Source organism: Catellatospora sp. NPDC049133, assembly GCF_040648455.1.
GTDB classification, from domain to species: Bacteria; Actinomycetota; Actinomycetes; order Mycobacteriales; family Micromonosporaceae; genus Catellatospora; species Catellatospora aurea.
Genome location: NZ_JBEZDT010000048.1, coordinates 38240 through 64959 on the forward strand (window position 1 = coordinate 38240; position 26720 = coordinate 64959).

29 protein-coding genes and 1 pseudogene are annotated in these 26720 nt (G+C 72.0%); 12 read left to right on the forward strand and 18 right to left on the reverse strand.

All coding sequences use genetic code 11. The annotated features are described in order from the left end of the window. Positions 1 to 2 precede the first annotated feature (2 nt). Positions 3 to 1067 carry an L-erythro-3,5-diaminohexanoate dehydrogenase gene (locus AB0B35_RS37360; RefSeq protein WP_361055226.1) on the reverse strand — a complete coding sequence of 355 codons (1065 nt, stop codon included), beginning with the start codon at positions 1065 to 1067 and terminating at the stop codon, positions 3 to 5. A gap of 153 nt (positions 1068 to 1220) precedes the next feature. Between AB0B35_RS37360 and AB0B35_RS37365 the strand changes: the two genes are divergently transcribed. Further along, a complete protein-coding gene (locus tag AB0B35_RS37365) occupies positions 1221 to 2585 on the forward strand; it encodes a lysine 2,3-aminomutase (RefSeq protein WP_361055229.1) in 1365 nt (454 codons plus the stop codon). Positions 2586 to 2650: 65 nt separating this feature from the next. Here the strand turns inward: AB0B35_RS37365 and AB0B35_RS37370 are convergent, their stop codons facing one another. Then, positions 2651 to 3511, reverse strand: coding sequence for a methyltransferase domain-containing protein (locus AB0B35_RS37370; RefSeq protein WP_361055232.1), 861 nt, complete (start codon positions 3509 to 3511; stop codon positions 2651 to 2653). Between the two features lie 168 nt (positions 3512 to 3679). Between AB0B35_RS37370 and AB0B35_RS37375 the strand changes: the two genes are divergently transcribed. After that, entirely contained in the window at positions 3680 to 4243 is a 564-nt protein-coding gene (locus AB0B35_RS37375) for a histidine phosphatase family protein (RefSeq protein ID WP_360541087.1), read from the forward strand. A gap of 76 nt (positions 4244 to 4319) precedes the next feature. Here AB0B35_RS37375 and AB0B35_RS37380 read toward each other — a convergent pair whose 3' ends face one another. Next, the gene (locus AB0B35_RS37380; RefSeq protein WP_360541089.1) at positions 4320 to 5156 is read right to left on the reverse strand and encodes an oxidoreductase; all 837 of its coding nucleotides are present in this window, start codon (positions 5154 to 5156) and stop codon (positions 4320 to 4322) included. A 157-nt stretch (positions 5157 to 5313) separates the two neighbouring features. Between AB0B35_RS37380 and AB0B35_RS37385 the strand changes: the two genes are divergently transcribed. Then, entirely contained in the window at positions 5314 to 6204 is an 891-nt protein-coding gene (locus tag AB0B35_RS37385) for a helix-turn-helix transcriptional regulator (protein ID WP_360541091.1), read from the forward strand. 39 nt (positions 6205 to 6243) lie between these two features. Here the strand turns inward: AB0B35_RS37385 and AB0B35_RS37390 are convergent, their stop codons facing one another. Together AB0B35_RS37390 and AB0B35_RS37395 are read right to left on the reverse strand one after the other, a co-directional pair. Continuing rightward, entirely contained in the window at positions 6244 to 6420 is a 177-nt protein-coding gene (locus tag AB0B35_RS37390) for a hypothetical protein (protein WP_361055235.1), read from the reverse strand. A 20-nt stretch (positions 6421 to 6440) separates the two neighbouring features. Continuing rightward, positions 6441 to 7061 (reverse strand): TetR/AcrR family transcriptional regulator, encoded by a 621-nt coding sequence (locus tag AB0B35_RS37395; RefSeq protein ID WP_360541094.1) that lies wholly within the window; start codon positions 7059 to 7061, stop codon positions 6441 to 6443. 82 nt (positions 7062 to 7143) lie between these two features. Here AB0B35_RS37395 and AB0B35_RS37400 point away from each other — a divergent pair, with 82 nt between their 5' ends. The 6 genes from AB0B35_RS37400 to AB0B35_RS37425 all read left to right on the forward strand — a co-directional run bounded on the left by AB0B35_RS37400 (position 7144) and on the right by AB0B35_RS37425 (position 11601). Next, complete coding sequence (locus AB0B35_RS37400) at positions 7144 to 7860, forward strand: SDR family oxidoreductase (RefSeq protein WP_361055238.1); 717 nt, start codon at positions 7144 to 7146, stop codon at positions 7858 to 7860. A 29-nt stretch (positions 7861 to 7889) separates the two neighbouring features. Beyond that, the gene (locus AB0B35_RS37405) at positions 7890 to 8129 is read left to right on the forward strand and encodes a 4-oxalocrotonate tautomerase family protein (protein ID WP_360541098.1); all 240 of its coding nucleotides are present in this window, start codon (positions 7890 to 7892) and stop codon (positions 8127 to 8129) included. 75 nt (positions 8130 to 8204) lie between these two features. Next, a complete protein-coding gene (locus AB0B35_RS37410; protein ID WP_361055240.1) occupies positions 8205 to 9590 on the forward strand; it encodes a ferredoxin reductase family protein in 1386 nt (461 codons plus the stop codon). Between the two features lie 3 nt (positions 9591 to 9593). Then, a complete protein-coding gene (locus AB0B35_RS37415) occupies positions 9594 to 10016 on the forward strand; it encodes an FMN-binding protein (RefSeq protein ID WP_361055243.1) in 423 nt (140 codons plus the stop codon). Between the two features lie 2 nt (positions 10017 to 10018). Further along, positions 10019 to 10804, forward strand: a complete 786-nt coding sequence (locus AB0B35_RS37420; RefSeq protein WP_361055246.1) for an FAD:protein FMN transferase — start codon at positions 10019 to 10021, stop codon at positions 10802 to 10804. 188 nt (positions 10805 to 10992) lie between these two features. Further along, positions 10993 to 11601 (forward strand): hypothetical protein, encoded by a 609-nt coding sequence (locus AB0B35_RS37425; RefSeq protein ID WP_361055249.1) that lies wholly within the window; start codon positions 10993 to 10995, stop codon positions 11599 to 11601. A gap of 25 nt (positions 11602 to 11626) precedes the next feature. Here AB0B35_RS37425 and AB0B35_RS37430 read toward each other — a convergent pair whose 3' ends face one another. The 3 genes from AB0B35_RS37430 to AB0B35_RS37440 are packed head-to-tail and all read right to left on the reverse strand — an operon-like array spanning position 11627 to position 13650. Beyond that, complete coding sequence (locus AB0B35_RS37430) at positions 11627 to 12166, reverse strand: winged helix-turn-helix transcriptional regulator (RefSeq protein ID WP_361055251.1); 540 nt, start codon at positions 12164 to 12166, stop codon at positions 11627 to 11629. Between the two features lie 10 nt (positions 12167 to 12176). Then, a complete protein-coding gene (locus AB0B35_RS37435; protein ID WP_361055254.1) occupies positions 12177 to 13229 on the reverse strand; it encodes a zinc-dependent alcohol dehydrogenase family protein in 1053 nt (350 codons plus the stop codon). Positions 13230 to 13287: 58 nt separating this feature from the next. After that, positions 13288 to 13650, reverse strand: a complete 363-nt coding sequence (locus AB0B35_RS37440) for a VOC family protein (protein WP_361055256.1) — start codon at positions 13648 to 13650, stop codon at positions 13288 to 13290. Between the two features lie 146 nt (positions 13651 to 13796). Between AB0B35_RS37440 and AB0B35_RS37445 the strand changes: the two genes are divergently transcribed. Then, positions 13797 to 14897: a LacI family DNA-binding transcriptional regulator gene (locus AB0B35_RS37445; protein ID WP_361055259.1), complete on the forward strand. Its 1101-nt coding sequence runs from the start codon at positions 13797 to 13799 to the stop codon at positions 14895 to 14897. Between the two features lie 11 nt (positions 14898 to 14908). Here AB0B35_RS37445 and AB0B35_RS37450 read toward each other — a convergent pair whose 3' ends face one another. The 4 genes from AB0B35_RS37450 to AB0B35_RS37465 form a co-directional block, all read right to left on the reverse strand. Continuing rightward, positions 14909 to 15772, reverse strand: a complete 864-nt coding sequence (locus tag AB0B35_RS37450) for an ATP-grasp domain-containing protein (RefSeq protein ID WP_361055262.1) — start codon at positions 15770 to 15772, stop codon at positions 14909 to 14911. A gap of 157 nt (positions 15773 to 15929) precedes the next feature. Continuing rightward, the gene (locus AB0B35_RS37455; protein ID WP_361055265.1) at positions 15930 to 16925 is read right to left on the reverse strand and encodes a hypothetical protein; all 996 of its coding nucleotides are present in this window, start codon (positions 16923 to 16925) and stop codon (positions 15930 to 15932) included. A gap of 236 nt (positions 16926 to 17161) precedes the next feature. Then, the gene (locus AB0B35_RS37460) at positions 17162 to 18169 is read right to left on the reverse strand and encodes a hypothetical protein (protein ID WP_361055268.1); all 1008 of its coding nucleotides are present in this window, start codon (positions 18167 to 18169) and stop codon (positions 17162 to 17164) included. A 134-nt stretch (positions 18170 to 18303) separates the two neighbouring features. After that, positions 18304 to 19710, reverse strand: coding sequence for an aminopeptidase P family protein (locus AB0B35_RS37465; protein ID WP_361055271.1), 1407 nt, complete (start codon positions 19708 to 19710; stop codon positions 18304 to 18306). A 160-nt stretch (positions 19711 to 19870) separates the two neighbouring features. Between AB0B35_RS37465 and AB0B35_RS37470 the strand changes: the two genes are divergently transcribed. Then, positions 19871 to 20302 (forward strand): hypothetical protein, encoded by a 432-nt coding sequence (locus AB0B35_RS37470; protein ID WP_361055273.1) that lies wholly within the window; start codon positions 19871 to 19873, stop codon positions 20300 to 20302. Positions 20303 to 20341: 39 nt separating this feature from the next. Here the strand turns inward: AB0B35_RS37470 and AB0B35_RS37475 are convergent, their stop codons facing one another. From AB0B35_RS37475 to AB0B35_RS37495, 5 genes are all read right to left on the reverse strand, one after another. Next, positions 20342 to 21097: a carbohydrate ABC transporter permease gene (locus tag AB0B35_RS37475; RefSeq protein ID WP_361055287.1), complete on the reverse strand. Its 756-nt coding sequence runs from the start codon at positions 21095 to 21097 to the stop codon at positions 20342 to 20344. Positions 21098 to 21231: 134 nt separating this feature from the next. Further along, positions 21232 to 22128, reverse strand: coding sequence for a sugar ABC transporter permease (locus tag AB0B35_RS37480; protein WP_361055276.1), 897 nt, complete (start codon positions 22126 to 22128; stop codon positions 21232 to 21234). 67 nt (positions 22129 to 22195) lie between these two features. After that, positions 22196 to 23413, reverse strand: a complete 1218-nt coding sequence (locus AB0B35_RS37485) for an extracellular solute-binding protein (protein ID WP_361055290.1) — start codon at positions 23411 to 23413, stop codon at positions 22196 to 22198. A 411-nt stretch (positions 23414 to 23824) separates the two neighbouring features. Further along, the gene (locus AB0B35_RS37490) at positions 23825 to 24409 is read right to left on the reverse strand and encodes a hypothetical protein (RefSeq protein WP_361055278.1); all 585 of its coding nucleotides are present in this window, start codon (positions 24407 to 24409) and stop codon (positions 23825 to 23827) included. A 61-nt stretch (positions 24410 to 24470) separates the two neighbouring features. Beyond that, positions 24471 to 25682: an ROK family transcriptional regulator gene (locus tag AB0B35_RS37495; RefSeq protein ID WP_361055281.1), complete on the reverse strand. Its 1212-nt coding sequence runs from the start codon at positions 25680 to 25682 to the stop codon at positions 24471 to 24473. Positions 25683 to 25746: 64 nt separating this feature from the next. Here AB0B35_RS37495 and xylA point away from each other — a divergent pair. Continuing rightward, positions 25747 to 26643, forward strand: a pseudogene (gene xylA, locus AB0B35_RS37500) (xylose isomerase); the annotation flags it as partial. On the opposite strand, the gene AB0B35_RS37505 reads toward xylA, so the two are convergent. Then, positions 26622 to 26717 (reverse strand): hypothetical protein, encoded by a 96-nt coding sequence (locus AB0B35_RS37505; protein WP_361055293.1) that lies wholly within the window; start codon positions 26715 to 26717, stop codon positions 26622 to 26624. The pseudogene xylA and the gene AB0B35_RS37505 overlap by 22 nt on opposite strands. Positions 26718 to 26720: the final 3 nt, after the last annotated feature.

Genomic DNA, 26720 nt, shown 5'->3' on the forward strand with positions numbered 1-26720 from the left:
GCTCAGTCTGCCGTGCCGGACGTGGCCCGCGAGGCCTCGTGGTGCAGACGGGACTCGAACATCGCCCGCACCGCCGGCACCTGCCGCAGCAGATCCAGCGCGTACGCCGCGTGCCCGGGCACGTAACCGTTGCCGACCAGCATCGTCACGTCCGCGGCAAGACCCTCCGCGCCGAGCGCGGCGGCGGCGAAACTCGTCGCCATCGAGAAGAAGATCACGGTGCCGCCGTCGGCGGTCGACAGGATCGCCCCGTGCTCGCAGCCCGGCACGTCCACGCAGACCACGGTCACGTCCGCGGCCCGCCCGCCCAGGGCCGCCTCGACCGCCTCGGCGAGCGCGACCGGGTTGCGGGCGTCGGCCAGCGCCACCACGTCGGCCAGGCCCGCGTCCGCCAGCATCGTGCGCTCGCGCTCGACCGGGACGACGCCGACCGTCCGGCTCGCGCCCGCGGCCCTGGCGGCGGCCAGCGACAGCGAGCCGCTCTTGCCCGCGCCGCCGATCACGGCCACGGTCGGGTCGTCGTACTGCGCCACCACCCGGGCGGTCAGCGCCGGTGCGCCGCACACGTCCATCACGGCCAGGGCCAGCTCCGGGTCCAGGTCGGCGGGCAGCACCGCGGCGATCGAGCGCGCGAACAGGATCGCGTGGCCCTCGCAGGGCACCTGCTCGCTGCCGCCGTCCCAGTGCTTGAGGCCGTCGCTGATCGACAGCGGCGTCAGGGTGAGCGAGACCAGGGTGGCGACCTTGTCGCCGACCTCGAGGCCGAGCGGGGACTGCGGGCCGACCGCCTCGACGGTGCCGATCAGCATGCCGCCGGAGCCGGTGACCGGGTTCTGCATCTTGCCCCGGGCGCCGATGATCTCCAGGACCTCACCGCGGACCGCCGCGCCGTCGCCCGCGTGCTTGGTCGACAACTGGCGGAAGCTCGCCGCGTCCAGGTTGAGCCGCTCGACGGCGATCCGCACCTCGTCTGCCCCGATCTCAGACGAATTGTCCAGGCGAAGTGCCGCCTGGGGCAATACCCCGCTCGGTTCCAGGACCCGGTGCAGGCCGATCGGTGACGTCATTGTCCGGTTCTCCTAAAAAGTGAAGTCCACCCGCGAGATCAAAACCAAAATTGCGGTTAGATTTGATGCGTGCGGGAAATTCTACGGCAGACTAGTTGGTACGCCGGAGAACTTCCAGTATGGTCAACGGCGACCGCAAAGGAGAGGCCACCGATGAACGCTGGGCAACCCTACGAGTACCGACGCGTAGAGCTGATCGAGCCGGACTGGACCCGGTTTCCGGGCTGGCGCGATGTCACGGCTGCGCAGTGGGAGTCCGCGCAGTGGCAGCGCGTCAACTGCATCAAGAACATCAAGCAGCTGCGCGCCGTGCTCGGCGACACCGTCGACGAGCGCTTCTACGCCTACCTCGAGGCCGACCAGAAGGCTCTGGCCACGATGTCGATGCTGGTCCCCCCGCAGATGATCAACACCATGGCGCGGGAGGAGCTGACCACCGAGGCGTTCTACGCCGACCCGGTGCGCCGCTACATGATCCCGGTCGCCTCCGACCGGCTCACCGAGTGGGCCAGCCACCCGCACGCCAGCCGCGACAGCCTGCACGAGCACGACATGTGGGTCGCCGAGGGCCTCACCCACCGCTACCCCACCAAGGTGCTCGCCGAGCTGCTGTCCACCTGCCCGCAGTACTGCGGCCACTGCACCCGGATGGACCTGGTCGGCAACTCCACCCCCGCGGTCGAGAAGCTCAAGCTCACCCTCAAGCCCGTTGACCGCTACGACGCGCACATCGCCTACCTCAAGGCCCACCCGGGCGTGCGTGACGTCGTCGTCTCCGGCGGCGACGTGGCCAACGTGCCGTGGAAGAACCTCGAGTCGTACCTGATGCGCCTGCTGGAGATCGACACCATCCGCGACATCCGGCTGGCCACCAAGGCGCTGATGGGCCTGCCCCAGCACTGGCTGCAGCCCGAGGTCGTCGAGGGCCTGGAGCGCGTGGCCCGCACCGCCCGCCGGCGCGGCGTCAACCTGGCGATCCACACCCACGTCAACCACGCCAACTCGATCACCCCGACCGTGGCCCGCGCCGCGAAGACGGCCCTCGAGGTCGGCGTACGCGACGTGCGCAACCAGGGCGTGCTCATGCGCGGCGTCAACGCCACGTCGCCCGACCTGCTCGACCTCTGCTTCGCGCTGCAGGGCGAGGCGAACATCCTGCCGTACTACTTCTACATGTGCGACATGATCCCCAACGCCGAGCACTGGCGGGTCTCGGTCGGCCACGCCCAGGCCCTGCAGCACGACATCATGGGCTACCTGCCCGGCTACGCGACCCCGCGCATCGTCTGCGACGTCCCGTTCGTCGGCAAGCGCTGGGTGCACATGGTCACCGAGTACGACCGCGAGAACGGCATCTCGTACTGGACCAAGAACTACCGCACCTCGATCGAGGCCGACCAGAACGTCGACGTGCTGTCCCAGCGCTACGCGTACTACGACCCGATCGACACCCTGCCCGAGTCCGGCCAGAAGTGGTGGCGCAAGCAGCTCGACGAGCAGCTCGCGGCGCAGGCCTGACCCGTCCCGCACGTCCGGGGCCCCGCCCGAGCCGCCCACGCGGCTCACGGCGGGGCCTTCGCCGTTCACGCCGGGACCGTGCCCGCGACCACCCACACCGTCAGCGCCACCAGGAAGTCCTCCCGCTCGTCGGCGTCGCGCACCGCGTCCAGCCAGCGGTCCACCATCGCCGCGGTGTCGCCGTCCTCCTCCCCCACGATGTGCAGCAGCAGGTCACGGTCGAAGTACGGCACCACGTGCTGCGCCTCGGCCGGGTCGGTGAAGCACATCGTCATCGGGTGGCACTCCAGCTCGTACACCCCCAGCCGGCGCAGCCGGTTGCGCAGCGTGCGGCCCATCGTCGGGTTGCACATCACGCTGTGGTGCCGCAGCCGCCACATCATCGGCGTCAGCACCTCCGCGGGCAGCCCGTCGAAGACCAGCGACTCCCAGTCGGTGTCGATCAGGCAGATCCGCCCCTGCGGCCGGGTCACCCGGACCAGCTCCGCGATCACCGCCTCGGCCTGCGGCAGGTGCTGCAGCGTACGCTCGCACCGCACCGCGTCGAAGACGCCGTCCGGGTAGTCCAGCCTGGTCATGCACCCGGTGACGAAGCGGACCTCGCCGGCGTCGGGGTGGGTCTGCCGCCAACGCTCGTAGCGGTGCGCGGCCAGCGACAGCATGCTGCGCGAGTTGTCCACGCCGTCGACGCGGCCGTCCACCCCGACCAGCAGCGCCAGCACACACGCCTCCTCCCCCAGCCCGCACCCGCCGTCGAGCACGTGGTGGCCCGGTTTGACGTGCATGGTCTCGGCGGCCCGCGCCCGGATCTCGGTGATCGCCCGGTAGCCGGCCGCCTTGTCGAGGTACGCCACGAGCCGTGCCTGCATCTGCGGCGGGCTCTGATCGACCCGCGCGTAGTGCGGCATGAGCGGCGCGTCCGTCATACCTCAATTCTGTGAGCCCGGCAGCCTCCGCAGGCGAATCCACCAAGATCAACCTTTAGGCGGCACCGCCGCCAGGACGCCGGGTGGCAGGCTCACCGGTCGAAACCGCCCGTCCGGGTGGCGACCACCGCTAACGTGTCCTCAGGAACACGAGCGGGGAGGATCGGCATGCGAGAGATCGTGCTGCTCCGGCACGGGCAGACCGAGTGGAGCGCGGCCGGCCGCCACACCTCCTTCACGGACCTGTCGCTCACCCCCGAGGGGGAACGCCAGGCGGGCCAGCTCGCCGGACGGCTGGCCGGACGGGCCTTCGCCGCGGTGCTGTGCAGCCCGCTCCAGCGCGCCGTACGCACCGCCGCGCTGGCCGGTCTGGAGATCACCGCCACCGACGACGACCTGCTGGAATGGAACTACGGCGCGTACGAGGGCCGCACCACGCTGGAGATCCGCCAGGAGCGCCCCGAGTGGACCCTGTGGCAGTACGGCTGCCCCGGCGGCGAGACGGCTGCCCAGGTCGGGGCGCGCTGCGACCGGGTCCTGGAACGTGCCCGGACGATGCTGGCCAGCGGCGACGTCGCCCTCGTCGGGCACGGCCACCTGCTGCGTGCGCTCACCGCCCGCTGGCTGGGCCTGCCCGCGCAGGACGGCGCGCTGTTCCGCCTGGAGACGGCCACGCTCAGCGTGCTCGGCTTCGAGCGCGAGCAGCCGGTGCTGCTGCGCTGGAACAGCTGAGACACCGCTCACCCGACGCCGGGCGTCCGGTCGGGACGGCGCGGCCTGGCCGCGTCCCGACCGGACGCCCTGGGTCTCACACCGCGGCGAAGTCGGTCGTCAGCGAGATCTCGCGCCAGGTGTCGAGCTCGGCGCGGGCCGACCTGAGCTTCGCCTCGATGTCGGTGACCGCGGCCGCGCCCAGCGCCAGCCGGGCGGGCATCGCCTCGGCGTCCACCACGGCGAGGATCGCCGTCGCCGCCTTGACCGGGTCGCCGTCCTGGGCGTGGTTGGTGCCGTCGGCCCAAGCGCGCATCGCGCCGGCGCTGTCGCCGTACCCGGTGATCTCCTTCGCGGTGCGGTGCAGTGAGCTCGGGTCGAGGAAGTCGGTGCGGAACGGGCCGGGCTCGACGGCGATGGCCTGGATGCCGTACGGGCCGACCTCGAACCGCAGCGACTCCGTGATCGCCTCCACGGCGAACTTCGTCGCGCAGTAGACGCCCCAGCCGGGCCAGGACACGAACCCGCCGACCGAACTCATGTTGACGATGCGCCCCGAACCCTGGGCGCGCATCACGGGCAGCACCGCCCGGGTGACCGCGAGCAGCCCGAACACGTTCGTGTCGAATACCGCCCGGACCTCGGCGTCGGCGGCCTCCTCGATCGCGCCGAGCAGGCCTCGCCCCGCGTTGTTGACCAGCACGTCGATGCCGCCGAACCGGGCCTTCGCCGCCTCGACCGCCTGGTGTGCCTGCTGCTCGTCGGTCACGTCGAGCGCGACGGCGAGCAGCCGGTCCGCGTACCCGGGCAGGGCCTTCTCGACGGCCTGCGGGTCGCGGGCGGTCGCCACGACGTCGTCACCGCGTTCGAGGGCCTGCTTGGCGATCTCCAGGCCGAAGCCGCGGGACGCGCCGGTGATGAACCATGTGGTCACGGAATTGCCTTTCGCAGTGGGCCCTGCGGCCCGGTGGTCGCCTTCGACTCTGCGCGGACCCGTCGACGGGGGCCAGGCAGCCGTCCTCCCCGGGTCGGGCGTTCCTGGGACCGGCAGTACCAGGCACCGGCGGCGGCCCGCGCCGATAATGGCGGGTATGAACAGCCCGGAGCCCGCCGACCTCACGCTGGGCGACTTCCTGCGCGCCTGCCGGGCGCGGGTGCGTCCCGAGGACGTGGGCCTGCCCGGCGGCGGCCGTCCGCGGCGGGTCCCGGGACTGCGGCGCGAGGAGCTCGCGCTGCTGGCCCATGTGAGCGTCGACTACCTGGTCCGGCTCGAGCAGGGCCGCGCCACCCGGGTGTCCGCCGAGGTGCTGCAGGCCCTGTCGGACGGGCTGCGGCTGCGACCGGACGAGCACGAGTACCTGATGCGGGTGGCGCGGCCGCCGCGCCCGGCCGCCCGCCCGGCGGCGCAGCGGGTGCGCCCGCAGACCCGGCAGCTGCTCGACAGCCTGGACGAGTTCCCGGCGCTGCTGCTCGGCCGCCGCATGGACGTGCTCGCCTGGAACCCGCTCGGGGCGGCGCTGCTGACCGACTTCGGCGCGCTGCCCGCAGGTCGGCGCAACCTCGTCCGGCTGGCCTTCACCGACCCCACCTGGCGCACCCTGTACGCCGACTGGGCCACCGCGGCCCGCGAATGCGTGGCCTACCTGCGAATGGATGCCGCGCGCTGGCCGGACGACCCCTCACTGACCGCGCTCGTCGAGGAGCTGTCCGCCAAGGACGACGACTTCCGGCGCTGGTGGCGCGACCACCGGGTGCGGGCGCGCGCGTTCGGGCGCAAGGCGTTCCGGCATCCCGTGGCCGGGCCGATGGAGCTGGACTTCCAGGCGCTGGGTGTCGGCGACGATCCGGACCAGACCCTGTTCGTGTACACCGCCGAAGCGGACTCGCCCTCGCAGGAAGCGCTGCGTTTCCTCGCCGCCTGGTCGGCGGGTCCGCACCGGCCGGCACAGGCCCGGCTGCGGGGCGACAGCCCTCCCGGCTGACCTGGCGGCGGCTCGGTCACCGCCCGCTACCGGTGCCGCTCACCTGCGCAGGGCGTCGTCCGGGTCGGCGCCGACGGCGGACAGCACGCCGCTGAAGAAGCGGCGGATGCGCACGGCCAGCACGACCTGCAGGATGTCCGCGTCGGTCAGGCCGAATCCGCGCAGCGGGACGGCGTCCTGCTCGGTGATCGTGGTCGGGTCCGCAGTGTCCCCCATCCGTCAGCAGACGGGGACGGTCAGGCTCGCGCGGGCAGCGCGTCGGCCGGCGCCTGCAGCAGGCCGAGGCTGTTCTGCCAGAGCGTGCCGAGCTGGCCGGGGTCGTCGAGCAGCTTGGCCAGCAGCACCCGTCCCTCGATCTGGGCGACGATCGAGCGCGCCGCGTCGCGGGTGTCGACGGCCGGACCGGCCTGCCCGGCGTCCTTGGCCTCGACGACCACCTTCTCGATCATGTCGATCTGGGCCTCGAAGATCTCCTGCAGCCGGTCGCGGATCTCCGGGACCTGGTTGCTGAGCTCGGCGGCGAGGTTGCCGAACAGGCAGCCGACGACCAGGCCGGCCTGCTGCCGACCGACCCGCTGGAAGTCCTCGGTGGCCGCGAACAGGTCGCCCAGCCGCTCCAGCGGGGACCGCCCGCTGCCGAGCAGTTCGCTCCACTGCTGCCGTTGAGCGGCCCAGTGCTCGTCGATGACGGTGAGCGCGAGCGCCTGCTTGGAGGCGAAGAAGTGGTAGAAGCTGCCCTTCGGCACCCCGGCGGCGGCGCAGATCTCGGCGACGCCCAGCGCGGAGTAGCCCCGCTGCTCGATCAGCGTCCTGGCCGCTTCGAGGATCTTGTTCCGCGCGTCACTCGTCCTGCCCATGGCGTTGACGATACACGACCAGTCGTCTAGCTTTTAGTAGACCGGTCGTCTAGTGGCCGCGAAACAGCAAAGGAACAGGCACATGAGCACCGAGAACACGCAGAAGGTCGCCGTCATCACCGGCGCCTCCCAGGGCATCGGCGCGGGCCTCGTCGAGGGCTACCGCAAGCTCGGCTACGGCGTCGTGGCCGTCTCCCGCACCATCCCCGCCTCCGCCGATCCGGACGTCGTGACCGTGCAGGGCGACATCGCCGACGCCGGCACCGCCGAGCGGGTGACCCGGGCCGCGCTGGACCGCTTCGGCCGCATCGACACCCTGGTCAACAATGCCGGCATCTTCATCGCCAAGCCGTTCACCGACTACACCGCCGACGACTTCGCGCAGGTCACCGCCATCAACGTCGGCGGATTCTTCCACCTGACGCAACGGGTGCTGCCGCACCTGCTCGCCGTCGGCGGCGGCCACATCGTCAGCATCACCACGGCCCTGGTGGATCAGGCCGACAAGAACGTGCCGTCGGTGCTCGCCTCGCTGACCAAGGGTGGCATCAACTCCGCCACCAAGTCGCTGGCCATCGAGTACGCCTCGCGCGGCGTGCGGGTCAACGCGGTCGCCCCGGGCATCATCAAGACGCCGATGCACCCGGTCGAGTACCACGAGACGTACGCCGGGCTGCACCCCGTCGGCCGGATGGGCGAGACGAGCGACATCGTCGGCGCGGTCCTCTACCTGGAGTCCGCTCCCTTCGTCACCGGCGAGATCCTGCACGTCGACGGCGGACAGAACGCCGGCCACTGACCCGCCCGAAGCATCCGGAAGGACCGATCATGCCCATCGTCAACATCCAGATCACCCGTGAGGGCAGCACACCGGGCACGACGGCGGCGACCGCCGAGCAGAAGGCGGCGCTCATCGCCGGGGTCAGCCAACTGCTGCTGGATGTGCTGGACAAGCCACTGGACTCGACGTTCGTCGTCATCGACGAGGTCGAACTGGAGAACTGGGGCCGCGGCGGCCTGTCCGTCCCGCAGTACCGCGAGCAGCAGCGCGCGGGCGGCGGCGAGTAGGCCGCGGCTGCGCAGGGGCGCGTGGATTCCGGGTGACACCGGGAACTGCGCGCCCCTTTCGTGACTCGCCGTGACGTGACCCCTGACCGATTCCCCCTCCCCCGGCCCCGCGACGGGGTGCTCGGGCGCGCCGTCACCGCCGCCCTGGCCTGCGCCACCGTGCTGGTGGTCGTGGCCCTGTGGGTGTCCGCCGGCGGCCCGGCCGCGCTGGGCGCCGACGGCACCGGCCTGGTGACCGCGGCTCGCCTGGCCGGTCTGGTCGCCGCCGACCTGCTCCTGCTGCAGGTCCTCGCGATGGCGCGGGTGCCCTGGGTGGAGCGCGCCTGGGGCCAGGACCGGCTGGCCCGGATCCACCGCCTGCTCGGCTTCACCTCGTTCTGGCTGATGGCGGCACACGTGGCGCTGGTCGTGGCCGGGTATGCCGCGTCCACCGGCACCGGCGCGCTCGCCCAGCTGGCCGACCTGGTCGTGCGCTACCCGGGCATGCTGCTCGCGGCGGCGGGCACGGCGCTGCTGGCGCTGGTCGTGGTGCTGTCGGTGCGGGCGGCGCGGCGGCGGGTGCGCTACGAGAACTGGCACCTGCTGCACCTGTACGCGTACCTCGGGGTGGGCCTGGCCGTGCCGCACCAGCTGTGGAACGGCGCGCACTTCGTCACCTCCGCCACCGCCTCGGCGTACTGGTGGACGCTGTGGGGTGCGGCCGCCGCCGCGCTGGCCGTGTTCAGGATCGGGCGGCCGCTGTGGCTGTCGCGCCGGCATCGGCTCACCGTCGCCGAGGTGCGCCACGAGGCGTCGGACGTGTACTCGGTGTACCTGTCGGGGCGGTCGCTGGAACGGCTGGCGGCCCGGCCCGGGCAGTTCCTGACCTGGCGGCTGCGCACCGGGCACGGCTGGAGCCGGGCGCACCCGTTCTCGCTGTCCGAAGCGCCGCGCGCCGACCGGCTGCGGTTCACCTTCCGGACCGCGGGCGACGACGGCGCGCGGCTGGCCGGGGCTGCGCCGGGCACGGCGGTGCTGATCGAAGGCCCGTTCGGCACCCTCACCGAGGGCCGCCGCCGCGGCGAGCGGGTGCTGCTGATGGCCGCCGGCATCGGCATCACGCCGATGCGCGCCCTGCTCGAAGGCATGCGGTACGCCGACAGCGAGCTGACCCTGATCTACCGCGCCCGCAGCGCCGACGAGCTGGTGCTGCGCGACGAGATCGACGCCATCGCGGCCGAGCGCGGCGCACAGGTGATCTACCTGCCCGGGCCGCCGCCGTCCGGGCGTGCCTCGTGGCTGACCGCCGAGCTGGCCGAGCGCTACGCGGACCACGAGGCGCTCACCGAGCTGGTCCCGGAGCTGGCCGTGCGGGACGTGTTCCTGTGCGGTCCCCCGCCCTGGATGGCGGCGGTTCGCGCCGCGCTGCGGGCCGCCGGGGTGCCCGCGCGGCAGATTCACGACGAGCGGTTCGGGTGGTGAGCGATGCGTAAGATCACGTTCTTCCTGCTGGCGACTCTCGCGGGCCTGGTCGGACTGTTCAGCTACCGCACCAGCTTCGGCGAAGCGGTGCCGCGGTCCGCCGACGGGGCGACGCTGGCGCGGCCCGCCCCCGGGCTGATCGTCGGCGATCGGCTGGTCGATGGTGACGCGGTGGTCACCGACTACGGCACGGTGCAGGTGCGGGTCGCCTTCGCGGGCGGGCGCATCATCGACGTGGTGATCGTGCAAAAGCACACGGTGCACGAGCACTCGCTGGTGCTGAACGAATTCGCCCTGCCGCGGCTGCGCGAGCAGGTGCTCGCCGTCCAGTCGGCCGACGTGGACACGGTCACCGGCGCGACCGCCACCAGCCGGGCGTACCTGGACTCGCTGCAGTCCGCGATCGACCGGGCGCACACCCGGTGAGCATGCTCGCGCCACCGCGCCGGGCCTGGGTCGAGCAGATCATGGGGATGCCGGTCAGCCTGCACCTACGCGGCCCCGGCCTGGACTCGGCACCGGTGCGGCGCACCGTCGACGCCGTGTTCGCGCTGCTGCGCGAGGCCGACGAGGTGTTCAGCACGTACCGGGCGGACAGTGAGGTGAGCCGGGTCAACCGGGGCGAGCTCGCGGTGGCGGACGCGCATCCGTGGGTGGCGGAGGTCGCGACGCTGTGCGGCGAGGCCCGCGAGCGCACCGGCGGCTGGTTCGACACGTGGCTGCCCGGATCGGACGGTATGCGCCAGTGGGACCCGTCCGGGCTGGTCAAGGGCTGGGCGGTGGAGCGGGCGGCGAGACTGCCGTGGCACGACTTCTGCCTCAACGCCGGAGGCGACGTGGTCGTGTCGACGGCACCGGGCAATCCGCCATGGCGGGTGGGGGTGGAGGACCCGCTGTCGCCGTCACGGCTGGTCGAGGTGATGGCCCTGGCGGCGGGCGCGGCGGCCACCTCGGGCACCGCCCGGCGGGGCGCGCACATCGTCGACCCGCATCGGGGCGTGCCGACGGCGGAGGTGGCGGGAGTGACCGTCGTGGGACCGTCGCTGTGCTGGGCCGATGTGTACGCGACCGCTGCCGCCGCCAAGGGGGTATCCGGGTTGGACCTGCTGGCGAGGACCGGTTACGAAGGACTGCTGATCGGCCGGGACGGGCTGGTCCGCGTGACGGGCGGGTTCCGTCGCTTCCGGACCTCAGGTCCCGTCATCGACCCTTGATCACTAACGGCGCCTTGACAACGCTCCCGGCACACTTCGCGCGGGTGCGGGCCGAACGCCGGTTCCGCATGGCCAGGCTGGCCCCCGACATCCGCCGGCGGACCGGGCGTTAACGGCCCGCTAACACCATGGTGGACAGAGTGACTTTGGCGACCGCGGGCCGCGGTCGCGGACGAGACGGAGGTGACATGGCCGAACCGGCGACGACCACGACGCAACGACACCTGGTGGTGGCCTGGGTGTCCGCCACGGCACGGCGGCTCGTACACCCCGCGTTCGGGGGTGTGGCGGCGGTCGGCGGGGCCATGATCTTCGCGGCGATCGGGTGGACGGCCGTGGGCGTGGTGCTGCGCTCGGACCCCGACACGATCGTGCGGTACTGGCTGTGGCACATCGCCGCGGCGGCACTGCTCCCGGTCGGCCTGGGCGTGCTGTCGGTGCAGCTGACCCACCAGGGCGGCTACGGGGTGGGGGCCGAGCGGGCCTGGCTGGTGTGGGCGCAGGCCTGCGCCGCGCTCGCGCCGCTGACCGGCCTGCTGCTGATGGCCGCGCGGCCACTGCTGTTCCGTGGCTACGACGTCCACGATCGCTGGGGAGTGCCGGTGCTGCTGGCCGGTGGGTTTGCGCTGGCCTGCGCGGTCACGGCCGGGGTCCGGCGGGTGCGCCGCATCCCGCCAGGTCGGCGGGCCGAGGTGACCCGGCTCATGGCGGGGGTCGCCACCGCGTCGACCGGCCTGGCCGCCATCGGGCTCACGGCCCTCTTCCTGCCCGCGCCGCTGCCCTGCTGCCACTGGTGATGCGAGAGCACAGGTGAGTGCGGCTTTACATCTTTTTTGATGTGGGCCACATCAAAAAAGATGTAACGCCACGTCGAGTGCTGTCCTCCGGCGGGGCCGGGCGCGGGCGCGGCTCAGTCGGCCAGGTGGATGCGGGGGCGCGCTGCTCGAACGGGGTGGACAGCACCACGGTCGTCCGGGTGGTCACGTTCGCCGACGTGCGGATCTCCTGGAGCAGGCGCTCCAGGTCCACCGGTGACGCGACGCGTACCAGCAGGATGTAGAAGTCCTCACCGGCCACGGAGAAGCACGACTCGATCTCCGACAGGTGCGCCAGGCGCTCGGGGGCGTCGTCGGGCTGCGCCGGGTCGAACGGGCGGATCGCCACGAACGCCGTCAGCGGCAGCCCGATCGCGTTGTAGTCCACCCGCGCGCCGTACCCGGTGATCACGCCGCGCTGCTCCAGCCTGCGCACCCGCTGGTGGACGGCGGACACGGACAGCCCGACCTTCTCGGCCAGGTCCGTGTACGACATGCGCCCGTCAGCGGTCAGGGCCGAAACGATGGCCTGGTCGGTCTCTTCCACGGCGCTCAAGCTACACCGCCCCGCCGTCCGGGCGCACCAGCACTTTCAGCGCTTTCCGATCATTCATCGCGGCATATCCGCCGGGCACCCCGTCCAGATCCACCGAGACGTCGAAGACCGGCGACGGGTCCAGCGTCCCGGCCAGCACGTCTGCCAGCAGCTCCGGAATGTACGCCCGCGCGGGCGCGACCCCGCCGCGCAGCGCGACGTTGCGGCCGAACATGTCGCCGATGTCGACCCCGGCCGAGCCCCCGTGCGGCACCCCGACGAATCCGACCGCGCCGCCGTCGCGGGCCACGCCGATCGCGGTGCGCATCGACTGCTCGGTGCCGACGGCCTCGATGACCGCGTGCGCGCCCTGCCCGCCGGTCAGCTCCCGCACGACGGCGACGGCCTCGTCGCCGCGCTCGGGCACCACGTCGGTCGCCCCGAACCGCCTGGCCAGCGCGGTACGGGCGTCGTGGCGGCCCAGCGCGATGATGCGCTCGGCGCCGAGGCGGTGCGCGGCGAGCACCCCGCACAGGCCGACCGCGCCGTCGCCGACCACGGCGACCGTGCCGCCCTTGCGCACCCCGGCCGCGAGCGCGGCGTGGTGGCCGGTCGACATCACATCGGACAGGGCGAGGATCTTGACGAGGTCCGCGTCGCCGAGCCCGGACGGCAGCTTGACCAGGGTGCCGTCGGCGTACGGGACGCGTACCGCCTGGCCCTGGCCGCCGTCGGAGCCGGGCTGTCCCCAGAAGCCGCCGACCGGGCACGAGGTGTGCAGGCTCTCCCGGCAGAACTCGCAGGTCCCGTCGGACCACACGAACGGGGCGACCACGGTGTCGCCGGGCTTGACGCCGGTGACGTCCGCGCCCGCCGACTCGACGACGCCGAGGAACTCGTGCCCGATGCGCTGGCCCGGCTCCCGCTTGGCGACGCCCTGGTAGGCCCACAGGTCGCTGCCGCAGATGCAGGCGTGCGTCACCCGGACCACCGCGTCGGTGGGGTGCACCAGGACCGGATCAGGCACGTCCTCGACCCTGACGTCGTGCGGACCGTAGATCACCGTTGCGCGCATGTGATCATCGTAGTCGCGGCGCGACGCCCCGGTCGCCGGGATCCCCGTGGCGCGCGGCTCAGTGGCGCTCGCGGAGCAGGCAGAACTCGTTGCCCTCGGGGTCGGCGTACACGGTGAGGTCGTCCTGCTCGCGGACCAGCCTCGCGCCCGCGGCGACGATCGCGGCCCGCTCCTCGTCGTCGGCGACGATGTCGAGGTGGATGCGCCCGACCGGGAGCAGATCGACCGCCTGGGCGATCCACACGTCCGGCTCGGTGCCCGACGGGTCGTGCAGCAGCACCGACTCGCGCTCCTCCAGGCCGCGCCCGGCGAGTTTCACCGCGTCCTCGTCGACGACGGGCAGGCCGGTGACCAGGCTCCAGAAGGGCGCCATGAGGTACGGATCCCGGCAGTGGATGACGACGGAGGAGATGTACGGCATGGCGGTCACCCTAACCGGGTAGGCGGTTCCCGCCGACCGGATAACCGAGCGGTCTTGACAGCGTCGCCTCGTGGCCGCTTACCGTGTGTAGCCGCCACCGGTCCGGTACCGGTACCGCGAGACGGCGTGGTTTCCCGGAGGTCCACATGCGCGTGACGATCGCCGACGTCGCCCGGCTGGCCGGAGTGAGCAAGGCGACGGTGTCGCGCGTGCTCAACGGCCGGCCCGACGTCGACCGGGCCACCCAGGCCCGCATCGAGGAGATCATGGCCGAGACCGGGTACGTGCCCAGTTCCCGCGCCGTCGACCTGGCTCGCGGGCGCACCCGGACGGTCGGGGTTCTCGCTCCGACGCTGCGTACGGCGTGGATGCCGGAACTGCTGCAGGGCGTCGCCGACGTCGTGGAGCCGTCCGGTTACGGGATGTTGCTGCACTCGGCCGCCGGTGGCGGCCCGGCGCTGGAGCGGTTCGCGGCGAGCGTGCGCGGCCACGCGGTGGACGGCGTGCTCGCCGTCGACCCCGGCGCGGCCCTGGACCACCTTCGCGACCTGCACCGGCAGGGTCTGCCGGTGGTCGTGGTGGACACCGTCGGCGTGCGGGCGGCGCTGCCGTCCGTCGGCGCGGACTACGCCGACGGCGGACGCCGCGCGGCGGAACTGCTGCTGGCCGCGGGGCGGCTACGGCTGGCCATGATCACAGGACCTGCCGAGGAGCCCACCGGGGCCGCCTGCGCCGACGGGTTCGCCGACCTGCTGACCGGCACCGGCGCGGTGCTGCGGGCCAGCCACGTGACCGAGGCCGACGGGACCGAGCAGGGCGGCTACGACGCGGTGCAGCGGCTGCTACGTGCGCGGTTGTTCTTCGACGGCCTGTTCGCGCACGGCGACGCGATGGCCGCGGGCGCGCTGCGGGCGCTGCAGGAGGCCGGGCGGCAGGTGCCCGGCGAGGTCGCCGTGGTCGGCTTCGGCGACGTCCCGCCCGCCGCGTACACCGTGCCGCCGCTGACCACGGTGCGGGTGCCGTGGGAGGAGATGGGCGCGGCCGCCGCGCGCTCGCTCATCGATCGCCTGCGCGGCGAACCCGTCTCCGACGAGCCGGAAGTGTTCGAGACCTCCCTGGTCAGCAGGGGTAGCACCCCGCCGGTGGGCCGCATCCCCGGCCAGCGCAACCGGCGCGCGGCGCGCACCCCGGAGCTGCCCGTGTTCCGGGCCTCGACATCGGTCCCGGAACCGGTACCGGAGCTGTGAGCTGCTGATACTCAGCTCAGGTGGTCGAGGAGGGCCGACGGATCGACACCGGTCGGCAGGTCGCTCACCTGGCCGTCGCCGAGTTCGACCACCCGCCAGGCGCCGTCGTCACGCAGCGCGACGTCGGTGGTGACGAACGGGTGCCCGAACGCCGCCACCAGCGGGGCGATCGCCGTCAGGTCGGGCTCGCAGGACAGTTCCGGCGTGTCCGGGTGCGGGCCGGTCAGTATCGGCTCGCCGCGCACCCACCAGACGCGGGCCTCGACGGTGCGGCCGTCCTGCTGCGCGAAGCGCTCGAACCGGCGTACCACGATGCCGCCCTGCAGGGACTCCTCCTGCAGCTCGACCATGCGGGCCACGATCCGGTGCGCCTGCGCGGCGTCGGCGAGGTCGGGGATGAAGCAGGCCTGCGCCCACTCGTGCTTTCGCGACTTCACGTAGTCCTTGACGATCGCGGGTCCGCCGCCCAGCGGCCCGACCAGCTTTGCGACTTGTTCCACCGTCGGCGGCTCGGACGGCTGCCACGGCGTCCACACACTGTCCGGCGTGACCTGCGCCAGGGCGGCGTACCAGCCGGGCAGCTCGTGGGCGGCGCGGTACGCGGCCCCGGAGACCCGCAGGCTCACCCCGCGCCCGGCGAGCGCGTCGGCCAGCTCGGCGTAGCGGTCCACGGGGATCATCCAGCCGCGGTACCAGACCTCGCCGAGGTCGCGCGGGATGCGGCGGACCGCGGCGGTGAGGTCGCCGGCCAGCAGCGCGTCATGGTCGAGCAGGGCGACGACGCCGCCGGCGTCCCGCACGGCCCGCGCCTGCGCGGCGAAGTGGGGATCGGTGCGGGTCGGGGCGAGCGGGTCGGCGCAGAACACCACGGTCACGACCGGCGAGCCTAGCCGAACCGGCGTGTCCGCACCGCGCTGTTTCCCGGCCCGGTGCCGGATCCTCCCGCCGCCACCGGGCCGTGCCGCCACATGGGGCGGGCCCCGGCCAGGCGTGCGGTGTCGCCTGGCCGGGGCCCGCCCGGTGAGGCGCCGGTCAGGACGTCCAGATCACCGCGTGCCAGTCGCCGCCGACCGACACCTGGGCGGTGCCGACCGTCACGCCGAACTTGTTGACCCCGTTCGCCTTCGCTCCGCCACCGGTGACCAGGCTCGGCAGCCGGTGCGGCACACCGGCCTCGGACCAGTACACGGCCCGGTACAGGCCGGCGGCGTTCGAGCTCGCGCCGACCGTGTCACCGTCGTCGTTGATGGCGCTCACGAACGCGCTGTCGGCACCGCTGGGCAGGCCCAGGGTCACGATGGTCCCGTCGGCCTTCCACACGAAGTTTTCGTCGCTGCCGCCGTAGTACTGGCCGGCGATGTCGCCCCCGTTGTTGATCCCCGCGGCGAAGGATCCGTTGGCCGGCGGTGACGGGACGCTCGTCGCGACGCCGTTGACCAGCCGGGCGATGACGTCGCCGAGATGGCCGGTGACGACGCCGCCGTTGTTGATCGCCTCGGCGTCGAACTCCAGGCCGTAGAGGTCACCGGGGTGGTCGAGCTCGGTCATCACGCCGTTGGCCCAGCGGAAGCTCGTCGAGGTGTCGTCGGCGATGGCCCGGCCGACCACCACGCCGTTGTCGTTGACGCCGGTGGCCAGGCTGTAGTTGTTCTCCAGCGCGCCGAGGTCGGTCATGCCCACGCCAGGCCGCCACAGGAAGCCGTGCATGGTGACGTTGTCGGCCAGCGTGCTGTGGCCGACGATCCAGCCGTTGTTGTTGATGTCGGCCGGATAGGTGCGGGTGCCGCCCAGGCTGCCGATGTCGGTCATGGTGCCGTTCTTCCAGCGGAACGCGCGCATCGGCGCGGTCTGGCTGGGCGCGCCGCTGTAGCCGATGACGACGCCGTGGTCGTTGACGTCGGTCGCGGTGCTGCAGCAGGCGCCGCCGAGCGTGCCGAGGTCGATGACCTGCAGCGCCGCAGCCGCGGCGGGAGAGGCGGGCAGTGCCACCGCGCCGGCGGCGAACACGGCCAGGGAGGCGATGAGCACGCGTAAGGGAGTTCTGCGCACAGGCTGTCGCTTTCTCTCGTGGGACAGAGGTTCACGCCCCCCGTGGGGCCTGATCTCCGCAGTCTCCTCCGATGTGCGGCCGAGGCAATCGGATTGACGACCGGACCGACCGTCCATTGTCGACATGCTCCTCGGCCGTTCGGCTGATGGCGCGGGCCGGGCGCCCGGACGGCCGCCGTGGCGACGCGTCCGGACGCCCGGCCGGTGAGTGGCGCTCAGCGGGTCCAGAGGACGGCGGTGTACTCGCCGCCGGTGGCGGTGAGGTTGGCGTGGCCCACCGCCTGGCCGAGCCGGTTCACGCCCAGCGCCGTGGCCTGGCCGCCCGGCACCAGGCTGGGCAGCAGGCGTGGCGTGCCGAACTCCGACCAGTAGACCGCCCGGGTGTGCCCGAACTCCAGGGTCCGGGTGCCCACCGTGTGCCGGCTCTCGTTGATCCCGTTGGCCGCGGCGAACTTCGCCCCGGCGGGCATGCCGAGGTTCAGCACGCTGCCGTCGGCCCGCCACACGAACGCGCCCTGGGCGCCGTTCCAGTACGTGCCGGCCACGTCGCCGTTGTCGTTGATGGCGCCGGCATGGCCGACCAGCCCGGACGCGACCGTCTGGTTGTTCTTCCACCAGGCGGGCTGACCGGAGTACTCCCCGTTGAGGGAGCCGCCGATCTTGCCGTGCTTGTTGATCCCGGCCGGCTCGAAGCCTTCGCCGGTCGGGGTCACGATCTTCGACATGACACCGTTCGCCCAGCGGAAGCCGTGCAGCTGGCCGTTGACCACGTACCGGCCGACCACGACGCCGCTGTCGTTGACGCCGGTGGCGATGCTGCTGGCCCCCAGCGTGCCCAGGTCGGTCATGCCGAGTCCGGGCCGCCACAGGAACGCGTGCACGGTGCCGTCACCGCCGGCCAGCTCGCTGTAGCCGACGATCCAGCCGTTGTTGTTGATCGCGAGCGCCACCGCCCGGGGCCCGCCCAGCGTGCCCAGGTCGGTGATCACGCCGTTCTGCCAGCGGACCGCCCGCTCGGGCGGGTTCTCCATGGTGCCGACCTGGCTTTGCCCGACCACGACGCCGTGGTCGTTGATGGCGAACGCCTGGCTGCAGCAGCTGCCGGACAGGTTGCCGAGCACCACGATCTGCGGGCCCGCCGCGGCCGCCGGAGCGGCGGTCAGCGACATCGCGGTGAGGACGACGGCGACCGTCACGGACAGCAGCCTTCGGACTGTTCTCATAGGCGCTCACTCTCTCGGGAGGACAGGAGTTCACGCCACGTGACGGCGTGAACTCCCACAGTCTCCCGCCGCACCCCGTTCGCGCAGTCAGCATGCTGACCACGTCTGTCCATTGCCGACCTGTGAACGAAATGTTAAGAAGCCAGCCTGTGCATCCAGGACTCCACGTCGGACGCGGTGCGCGGCAGGCCGTCGGACAGCATCCGGTAGCCGGTCTCCGTGATCAGCAGATCCTCCTCGATCCGGAAGCCCATGCCGCGCAGCTCCGCCGGGATCAGCCCGTCGTCGGGCTGGAAGTAGATGCCCGGCTCCACGGTGAGCACGTGCCCCGGGGTCAGCGTCCCGTCGAGGTAGTGGTCGGCCCGCGCCGCGGCGCAGTCGTGCACGTCCAGGCCGAGCATGTGCCCCGAGCCGCACAGGGTCCAGCGCCGGTGCAGACCGCTGTCCTCGTCCAGGGCCTGCTCCGCGGAGACCGGCAGGATGCCGAGATCGGCCAGGCCGTACGCGTACACGCGCATCGCGGCGCGGTGGAAGTCGCGGTACGCCGCACCGGGCACCAGCGCCGCGAGCGCGGCATCGTTGGCCTTGCGGCACAGCTCGTACAGGTCGCGCTGCAGCGGGGTGAAGTGCCCCGAGATGGGCAGCACCCGGGTGATGTCGGCGGTGTACAGCGAGCGCGTCTCCACGCCCGCGTCGAGCAGCAGCAGATCGCCGTCGCGGACCGGGCCGTCGTTGTCGATCCAGTGCAGGGTGGCGGCATGCGCCCCGGCGGCGACGATCGAGTGGTAACCGACCTCGTTGCCCTCCAGCCGGGCACGCTGCCAGAACACGCCCTCCAGCAGCCGCTCCGAAGTCGCCTTGGCATGCGGCAGCGCGCGCACCACGTCCTCGAAGCCGCGCGTGGTGATCGCGACGGCCTCCTCCAGCTGGGCGATCTCCCACGCGTCCTTGACCAGCCGCAGCTCGGCCAGCACCGCCTTCAGCTCGGCGTCGCCGTCGATCGGCGCGACCGCCGCGTCGACCTCGGCGTCCAGGCCGCGCAGCACCACCGTCGGGGTGTCCGGCTTGAGCGCGGCGGCCAGCTCGTCGCGGTGCCGGGTCGTCACGCCCAGCGCCCGGGTGCTCTCCCCCAGCGTGGGCCGGCGACCCGCCCACAGCTCGCCGTACCGGCGGTCGCGGAAGAACTCGCCGTTGTCCCGCGCCGAACGCGGCCGCAGGTACAGCGCGCTCTCCCCGTCCGGCTCCACGACCACGACCCCGTCGCTGGACTGGTCGCCGGTCAGCCACACGTACGCCGAGTGCGCCCGGAACCGGTAGTCCTGGTCGTTGGAGCGGGCCTTGAACGTGCCCGCCGGCACGACGACGCGGTGCCCCGGGAACGCCTGGTGCAGGCGCGCGCGCCGGGCCGGCGTCCACGCCGCCACCTCGGCCTGCGGCAGGTCGTGGTGCTCGGAGTCGAGCCAGCCCGTGCGCATGAACTCGTCCAGTGCCGCCGACACGGGCAGGTCGTGGCTACCGGTGTGGAATCGCTGCTCCGCCATGCCGCAGACAGTACCGTACAGCCCTACGCCCCTTACACCCCCGACGAAGGAAGGGCACCTTCCCATCGGAATACGTAGAGGAAGGGCACCTTCTTAACATGCCCGCCGACGCTGCCTGCGGGGGCGGCAGATGGGCGGTGGTGGTCGCTAGACTGCGGCCATGTCGAGCGAAATCGATGCCGCGGCCTACGCCGCCGACACGGCGAGTCTGTCCGGCCGCATCGCGACCCGGGTGCAGTACGTGCTCGCCGGCGCGTACTTCCTGGCCGTCGCCGTGGCGCTGGGCCGGGCGGCCCAGCTCGCGGGTCGGCTCTACCTTCCGCACCAGGGCGACGAGGCCACCGGCACCGCCGACATCTGGCCCGGCGTGCTGGCCGCGGTCTGGCTCGCGATCACCTTCGTGCTGAGCATCGCGCCGATCCTCGCCGGGCTCACCGCGCTGTACGCAATCGTCCTGCTCGCCTCGGCCCGGCTGCGCGCCGACCGCCGCAGGTGGCGCTCGCTGGCGGCCAGCACCGTGCTGTCCGCGCTCGCCTTCGCGGCGTCACTGACCCCGCAGGCGCGGACCCTGCTCGTCTGGCTGCTCGACTAGCCGGAGGCGGGGCGCCGCGGCAGCGCCCCGCCTCCGCGGTCAGCTCTTGACCGAACCGGCCATCATGCCGCCGATGAACCAACGGCCGAGCAGGACGTACACCAGCAGCGTCGGCAGCGAGGTGATCAGCGCACCCGCCATCGCCGCCGCGTAGTCCGGCGACTGCGCGCCGGCCAGCGCGTTGAGCGCGATGGTGATCGGCCCGTTGCGGGTGTTCGACAGGAAGATCGCGAACAGGTAGTCGTTCCAGGACGAGGTGAACTGCCAGATGACGGTCACCACGAAGCCCGGCAGCGACACCGGCAGGATCAGCGACCGGAACGTGCGCAGCAGCCCGGCCCCGTCCATCTGCCCGGCCTCGATCAGCTCCTCCGGGATGATCGTCGCGTAGTAGTTGCGGAAGATCAGCGTGCAGATCGGGATGCCGTACACCGTGTGCACGAAGACCAGCGTCGGGATGCCGGGCGCGACACCCAGCCACAGCACGATCTCCCGCAGCGGGATCATGACCGCCTGGTACGGGATGAACATGCCGAACAGGATCAGCGTGAACACCACGTCCGCGCCGGGGAAGCGCCAGCGCGACAGCACGAAGCCGTTCGCCGCCCCGATGATCGACGAGAGCAGCGCGACCGGGATCGCCAGCTGGAACGTGCGGCCGAACGACGGGCCCAGCGAGGTCCACGCCTTCTCCCAGGACGCGAACGTCCACGTCTCGGGCAGGTTCCACTGCCCGTTGACGCCGATCTCGCGGCCGGACTTGAAGCTCGTCACGACCAGCACGTACAGCGGCATGAGCACGATCAGCACGAACAGGATCAGCAGCCCGTACCGCAGGGCGCGGGCCACCGGCTTCGGCAGACCCTGCCGCGGCGCGGGCGCCGGGCGGGGCGGGGCGGCGGCAGGCGGTGCGGCGACGGTCTCGGTGCTCATGAGCGCTTCTCCGAGCGGTTGACGTGGATCAGGTACGGCACGACCACCACGGCGACGACCAGCAGCAGGAACACCGAGATCGCGGCGGCCTTGGCGTAGTCGCGGGTGAGCAGGGTCTGCCAGACGTACACGGCGGGCACCTCGGTCAGCCACTGCGCCCCGGACACCGACATGATCAGGTCGAACATCTTCATCGACATGTGCCCGGTGATGATGAGCGCCGACAGGATCGTCGGCGTCAGCTGCGGGAACAGCACCTGCCGGTACAGCTGGAAGGTGGTGGCCCCGTCCACGACGGCGGCCTCGCGCAGCTCCTCCGGGATGCCCCGGAACCCGGCCAGGAACAGCGCCATCACGTATCCGGACAGCTGCCAGATCGCGGGCACCGCCATCGCGGCCATGCCCCAGTCGGGGTCGGTCCACCACGGGCTCTCCAGGAAGCCCAGCCCGATGCCGTGGAAGATCGCGTTGATGCCGCCCGCGTTCTCCCCCTGCCCGGTGTTCATCAGCCAGCGCCAGACCACGCCCGAGGCGACGAACGACACCGCCATCGGGAACAGGTAGACGGTGCGCCAGAAGCCCTCGGCCTTCGCGCGGCGCTCCAGCAGCAGCGCCCAGATCAGGCCGAGCACGATGGTGCCGACCATGAACACGACCGTGAAGACGACCAGGTTCTGCAGCGAGTGGGTGAAGCGGTCGTTGATGTCGCTGGTGAACAGCTTGGTGTAGTTGTCGAGCCCGACGTAGCCCTTGGCGGGGCGGGCGTTGTGGCGGTCCTGCAGGGACAGGTTGACCGTCCAGCCGATCAGGCCGTACACGAACACGGCCAGCAGGATCAGCGACGGTGAGATGAGCAGCAGCCCGGGTATCCAGGTCCGCCTCCGGTGGCGCAACGCGACCTCCTCGGTAAGGAAGGGCGCCCTCCGGGTGGGAAGGCGCCCTTCGTTGCCTTACGGCGGACTACTTCTTCGGGCCGAACTCCGCCGCGGCGGCCGCCAGCGCCGTCTGCAGCGCGGCGACGTCACCGTCGGCGGAGAACTTGCCCTGCGCCGAGCCGACCGCGCCCTGCCAGCCCTGCGCGCACGCCGAACCGTGCGGGCAGCTCGGCACCTGGGTCGCGGTCTTCCAGTCGCCCATGGCGGCCTGCTGGTACGCCGGGAAGCCGTCGGTGCCGACGTCGGTGCGGGCCGGGATCGAGCCCTTCTTCTGGTTGAACGCGGCCTGGCCGGTGGCGCTGCCGACCGTCTTCAGCCAGCACTTGGTGCCGTCGGCGTTCTTCGCGCCCTTGGGCAGCACGAACGAGTCGGCCAGCCACTGGAACACGTTGCCGTTGCCCGGGAACACCGACCAGCCGTAGTCCTTGAAGCCCTTGGCGTCGAGGTCGGCCGCCTCCCAGTCACCCATCAGCTGGTACGCCGCCTTGCCGTCCATCAGCAGCTTCTCGGCGTCGGTCCAGTCGAAGGTGTCCCGGTCCTTGTTGGTGTACGTCAGCAGCTTCTTGTAGTCGTTGATCGCCGCAGTGATCTCGGCGCCCTTCCAGTCGGTGCCGCCGTTCCACAGCCCGTTGAACTTCTCCGGGCCGAGCTTGGAGATCAGCAGCGCCTCGAACAGCATCTGCTGGGTCCAGTCCTTGCCCAGCGCCAGCGGCGTGGCCACACCGGCGGCCTTGAGCTTGTCCAGGTCGGCGAAGAAGCCGTCGAGGGTGGTGGCGTCCTTGGTGATGCCGGCCTTGGCCAGCACCGTCTTGTTGCTCCACAGCACGTTGGCGCGGTGGATGTTGGCCGGCACCGAGTAGATCTTGCCGTCGACCGTCAGGTTCTCGATGAGGCCCTTCGGGAAGGCGTTGCTCAGACCCCATTCGGTGTACTGCGCCGACAGGTCCTCGAGCTGGTCGTCGTTGATGTAGTCGGACAGCTCCGCGCCCGCGTGGGCCTGGAACGTGTCCGGCGGGTCGTTCTGCTGCAGCCGCGAGGCCAGCACCTGCTTGGCGTTGCTGCCCGCGCCGCCGGCGACCGCGCCGTTGACGAACTCGTAGTCCGCGCAGTCGGTCTTGAAGACACCGACCAGGCCGTCGAGACCGGCCTTCTCACCGCCGTCGGCCCACCAGGTGAAGACCTCGACCTTCTTGGTGCCGGCGCCGGGCTCTTCACTGCTGCTGCAGGCCACGGTCGCGAACATCGTTCCGAAAGCGACGGCCAGGGCTGCCACTCGCCTGGAATGACGCATGCTTCCTCCATCTGATTCTTGACATCGTTGTCTCACGCGCCAGCCCAGACTTCTCCCCTCGTGACGAGCCTGTCAACGCCGGTTACCGTTTTGTTGCCGGACACAACAGAATCGAGATCGCGAACTCGCCCATGGTCACCAAGCGCACACCGACGGCGTACCGCGGGAGCTCCGGCGGGTGTGCGCGATGGCAGGGGCGCCAGGCGCACCATGATCCTTCAACTTGCCTGGCAGGTGGGCGAATGCGGGGTCAAGATACGCACAGGTGCCTGGCAAGTCGAACGATCATGGACGGCCTGCGGAGCGGAGACGGCCGCGTTGTCGGCACCGCGCCAAGGTGCCACCGCAAGGAGTCACGCCGGGTCAGGCCCAGGACGCGTCCGCGTACTCGGGGTCGCGGTGGCGGGCCGGGAGCGTTTCGGTCTGCGGTGTGTCGCTGTCGTCGGTGACCGCGACGGCGAACGCCGCCAAGCCCACCGCGGTGATGTCCTCGGCGACGGCCCAGTACCGGTCGGGCAGGTTGGTGCGCTGGTCGAGCGCGGCCCGCAGGTGGTAGCCGCCGAACGCGCCCAGGCCCGCACCGGCCGCGCCGAGCGCCGCACCGGCCGCCGCGCGGCCGAAGCCGCGATCGTCGGACCAGCCCAGCAGTCCGCCGGCCAGTCCGCCGAGGGCGAGCCGGGCCAGCAGTGGGCCGCGGTTGAGCCGGCTGGGCGTGCTGGGCAGCTTGTCGGCGACCAGTTCGGTGGCCGCCGTGGCGACCAGGCTCTTGCGCACGAGCGGGCTGGACAGCACCTGGCCCTGCACCATCGAGGCGAAGCCCCGGCCCTTCTTGCCCTTCTTCTTGCCGCCCCGGCTCATGGCCACCGCGAGCGCGGCCAGCCCGAGCTGCGAGCGCATCCCGGTGGCCATGCCGAGTGCCAGCGGTCGGAGAACCGTGATCGCGCCCATGTATACAGGTTATGCCCGTGGTGGCCGCGCCGCGGGCGGTCCGCGACGCCGGTGCGCGGAGCTACGCGGCCGCCGTACGGGTGGCCAGGAAACGGGCCGGGTCGTCGAGGATGGCCTGGGTGACCGCGCGCGCCGCACCGACCAGGGCGGCATCCGAACCCAGGGCCGACGCGCGGACCTTCACCGGGGACCAGCGTGCGGTGATCACGCGCCGGGACAGCTCGCGTTCGAGGGCCGGGCGCAGCCAGTCGATCAACTCCGCGTAGTGGCCGCCCAGCACGACGGTGGCGATGTCGAGCAGGTTCACCGCCCCGGAGAGCGCCACGCCGAGCGCCGTGCCGGCACGGTCCAGCGCGTCGAGCACCGGCGTGCTCTCGCGGCGGGCCCCCTCGACCAGGTCGGTGAGCACGGCCGCGCCGGTGGGCAGCCCGGCGGCGGCGCGGATGGCCTCCTCGCCCGCGTACTGCTCCAGGCAGCCGCGGGAGCCGCAGTGGCAGTCGGGGCCCTGGGGGTCGATGGTGACGTGGCCGATCTCCCCCGCCCAGCCGTGCGAGCCGCCGAACAGCTCGCCGTCGAGCACGATGCCGCCGCCGATGCCGATCTCGCCGGACACGTAGAGGAAGCTGCGCAGCCCGGTGGCGTGCCGCTCCCCCAGCGCGGCGAGGGTGGCCTCGTTGGCGACGTCCAGCGGCAGGTCGCGCAGCCCGCCGAGGTCCTCGGGCCGGGGCAGGGGGACCTGCTGCCAGCCGAGGTTCGGGGCGATCCGGATGGTGTCGCCCTCGACCAGGCCCGGGACCGCGATCACGCCGCCCGCCGGGGTCAGCCCTAGGGCGGCGACGGCGGCGATGGCCTGGTCGGCCAGCTCGGCGAGCGCCTGCCAGGTCTGAGCGGGGCTGTGCTCACGCTGGTCGAGCCGGCGCAGCTGCCGATGGCGTACGGCTCCCGTCAGGTCGACCGCGCACACCGCCAGGTAGTCGACGTTGACCTCCATGCCGAGCCCGGCCGGGCCGGTGCCGGCGGGCACGATGCCGGTGCCCGGCCGGCCGACGCCGGAGCGCGACACGGGCTCCAGTTCGGCGACCAGCCCCCCGGCGATCAGCTCGTCGACGATGGTGGAGACGGTGGCCCTGGTCAGCCCGCTGGCCGCCGCGATCTCGGCCCGGGACGGGGGCCGGTTCGCGGCGGTGACGTGGCGCAGGACCAGCGCGAGGTTGTGATCGCGCAGGCTGCGCTGGCGCACCGGATCGTCTCGGCGCGGCGGGCGGGGCGGCATGGTCTTGACAATGCCACACCCTATAAGTTCAATGGCTGAACAAACAAGATTTCAGGGAGATGACATGACGCAGCCGACTCCGGCCGACAAGTTCACGTTCGGCCTGTGGACCGTGGGATGGGCCGGCCGGGACCCGTTCGGCGACGCCACCCGCGAGCCGATCGACCCGGTCGAGACCGTGCACCGCCTCGCCGAGCTGGGCGCTTACGGCGTGACGTTCCACGACGACGACCTGATCCCGTTCGGCTCCGACGACAGCGAGCGCGAGCGGATCATCAAGCGCTTCCAGGCCGCGCTCGCCGAGACCGGCCTGGTCGTGCCGATGGCCACCACCAACCTGTTCACCCACCCGGTCTTCAAGGACGGCGGCTTCACCAGCAACGACCGCGCCGTGCGCCGGTACGCGCTGCGCAAGGTCATGCGCAACATGGACCTGGCCGCCGAGCTGGGCGCGCAGACCTACGTGCTGTGGGGCGGCCGCGAGGGCACCGAGTACGACGGCTCCAAGGACGTGCGCACCGCGCTGGAGCGCTACCGCGAGGGCCTGGACATGCTCGCGCAGTACAGCATCGACCGGGGCTACGGGCTGAAGTTCGCGCTGGAGCCCAAGCCGAACGAGCCCCGCGGCGACATCCTGCTGCCGACGATCGGCCACGCGATCGCGTTCATCGACAGCCTGGAGCACCGCGACATGGTCGGCCTCAACCCCGAGGTCGGGCACGAGCAGATGGCCGGCCTGAACTTCCTGCACGGCATCGCCCAGGCGCTGTGGCACGGCAAGCTGTTCCACATCGACCTCAACGGCCAGCGCGGCATCAAGTACGACCAGGACCTCGTGTTCGGCCACGGCGACATCGTCAACGCGTTCTTCCTGGTCGACCTGCTGGAGTTCGGCGCCGCCGACGGCGGCCGGGCGTACACCGGCCCGCGCCACTTCGACTACAAGCCCTCGCGCAGGGACAGGACTGTCGCGGCCAGCTCCAGCAGCGGCGAGGCTTCGAGGGCCTGGCCGTGCAGGGACTTGGTCGAGCTGATCGG

Bases quoted from the DNA above. Each gene is read 5' to 3' on its own strand.
- AB0B35_RS37360 (WP_361055226.1), bottom strand. From the start codon at position 1,067: ATGACGTCACCGATCGGCCTGCACCGGGTCCTGGAACCGAGCGGGGTA.
- AB0B35_RS37365 (WP_361055229.1), top strand. From the start codon at position 1,221: ATGAACGCTGGGCAACCCTACGAGTACCGACGCGTAGAGCTGATCGAG.
- AB0B35_RS37370 (WP_361055232.1), bottom strand. From the start codon at position 3,511: ATGACGGACGCGCCGCTCATGCCGCACTACGCGCGGGTCGATCAGAGC.
- AB0B35_RS37375 (WP_360541087.1), top strand. From the start codon at position 3,680: ATGCGAGAGATCGTGCTGCTCCGGCACGGGCAGACCGAGTGGAGCGCG.
- AB0B35_RS37385 (WP_360541091.1), top strand. From the start codon at position 5,314: ATGAACAGCCCGGAGCCCGCCGACCTCACGCTGGGCGACTTCCTGCGC.
- AB0B35_RS37390 (WP_361055235.1), bottom strand. From the start codon at position 6,420: ATGGGGGACACTGCGGACCCGACCACGATCACCGAGCAGGACGCCGTC.
- AB0B35_RS37395 (WP_360541094.1), bottom strand. From the start codon at position 7,061: ATGGGCAGGACGAGTGACGCGCGGAACAAGATCCTCGAAGCGGCCAGG.
- AB0B35_RS37400 (WP_361055238.1), top strand. From the start codon at position 7,144: ATGAGCACCGAGAACACGCAGAAGGTCGCCGTCATCACCGGCGCCTCC.
- AB0B35_RS37405 (WP_360541098.1), top strand. From the start codon at position 7,890: ATGCCCATCGTCAACATCCAGATCACCCGTGAGGGCAGCACACCGGGC.
- AB0B35_RS37415 (WP_361055243.1), top strand. From the start codon at position 9,594: ATGCGTAAGATCACGTTCTTCCTGCTGGCGACTCTCGCGGGCCTGGTC.
- AB0B35_RS37420 (WP_361055246.1), top strand. From the start codon at position 10,019: ATGCTCGCGCCACCGCGCCGGGCCTGGGTCGAGCAGATCATGGGGATG.
- AB0B35_RS37425 (WP_361055249.1), top strand. From the start codon at position 10,993: ATGGCCGAACCGGCGACGACCACGACGCAACGACACCTGGTGGTGGCC.
- AB0B35_RS37435 (WP_361055254.1), bottom strand. From the start codon at position 13,229: ATGCGCGCAACGGTGATCTACGGTCCGCACGACGTCAGGGTCGAGGAC.
- AB0B35_RS37440 (WP_361055256.1), bottom strand. From the start codon at position 13,650: ATGCCGTACATCTCCTCCGTCGTCATCCACTGCCGGGATCCGTACCTC.
- AB0B35_RS37445 (WP_361055259.1), top strand. From the start codon at position 13,797: ATGCGCGTGACGATCGCCGACGTCGCCCGGCTGGCCGGAGTGAGCAAG.
- AB0B35_RS37460 (WP_361055268.1), bottom strand. From the start codon at position 18,169: ATGAGAACAGTCCGAAGGCTGCTGTCCGTGACGGTCGCCGTCGTCCTC.
- AB0B35_RS37465 (WP_361055271.1), bottom strand. From the start codon at position 19,710: ATGGCGGAGCAGCGATTCCACACCGGTAGCCACGACCTGCCCGTGTCG.
- AB0B35_RS37470 (WP_361055273.1), top strand. From the start codon at position 19,871: ATGTCGAGCGAAATCGATGCCGCGGCCTACGCCGCCGACACGGCGAGT.
- AB0B35_RS37475 (WP_361055287.1), bottom strand. From the start codon at position 21,097: ATGCCGCTGTACGTGCTGGTCGTGACGAGCTTCAAGTCCGGCCGCGAG.
- AB0B35_RS37485 (WP_361055290.1), bottom strand. From the start codon at position 23,413: ATGTTCGCGACCGTGGCCTGCAGCAGCAGTGAAGAGCCCGGCGCCGGC.
- AB0B35_RS37490 (WP_361055278.1), bottom strand. From the start codon at position 24,409: ATGGGCGCGATCACGGTTCTCCGACCGCTGGCACTCGGCATGGCCACC.
- AB0B35_RS37495 (WP_361055281.1), bottom strand. From the start codon at position 25,682: ATGCCGCCCCGCCCGCCGCGCCGAGACGATCCGGTGCGCCAGCGCAGC.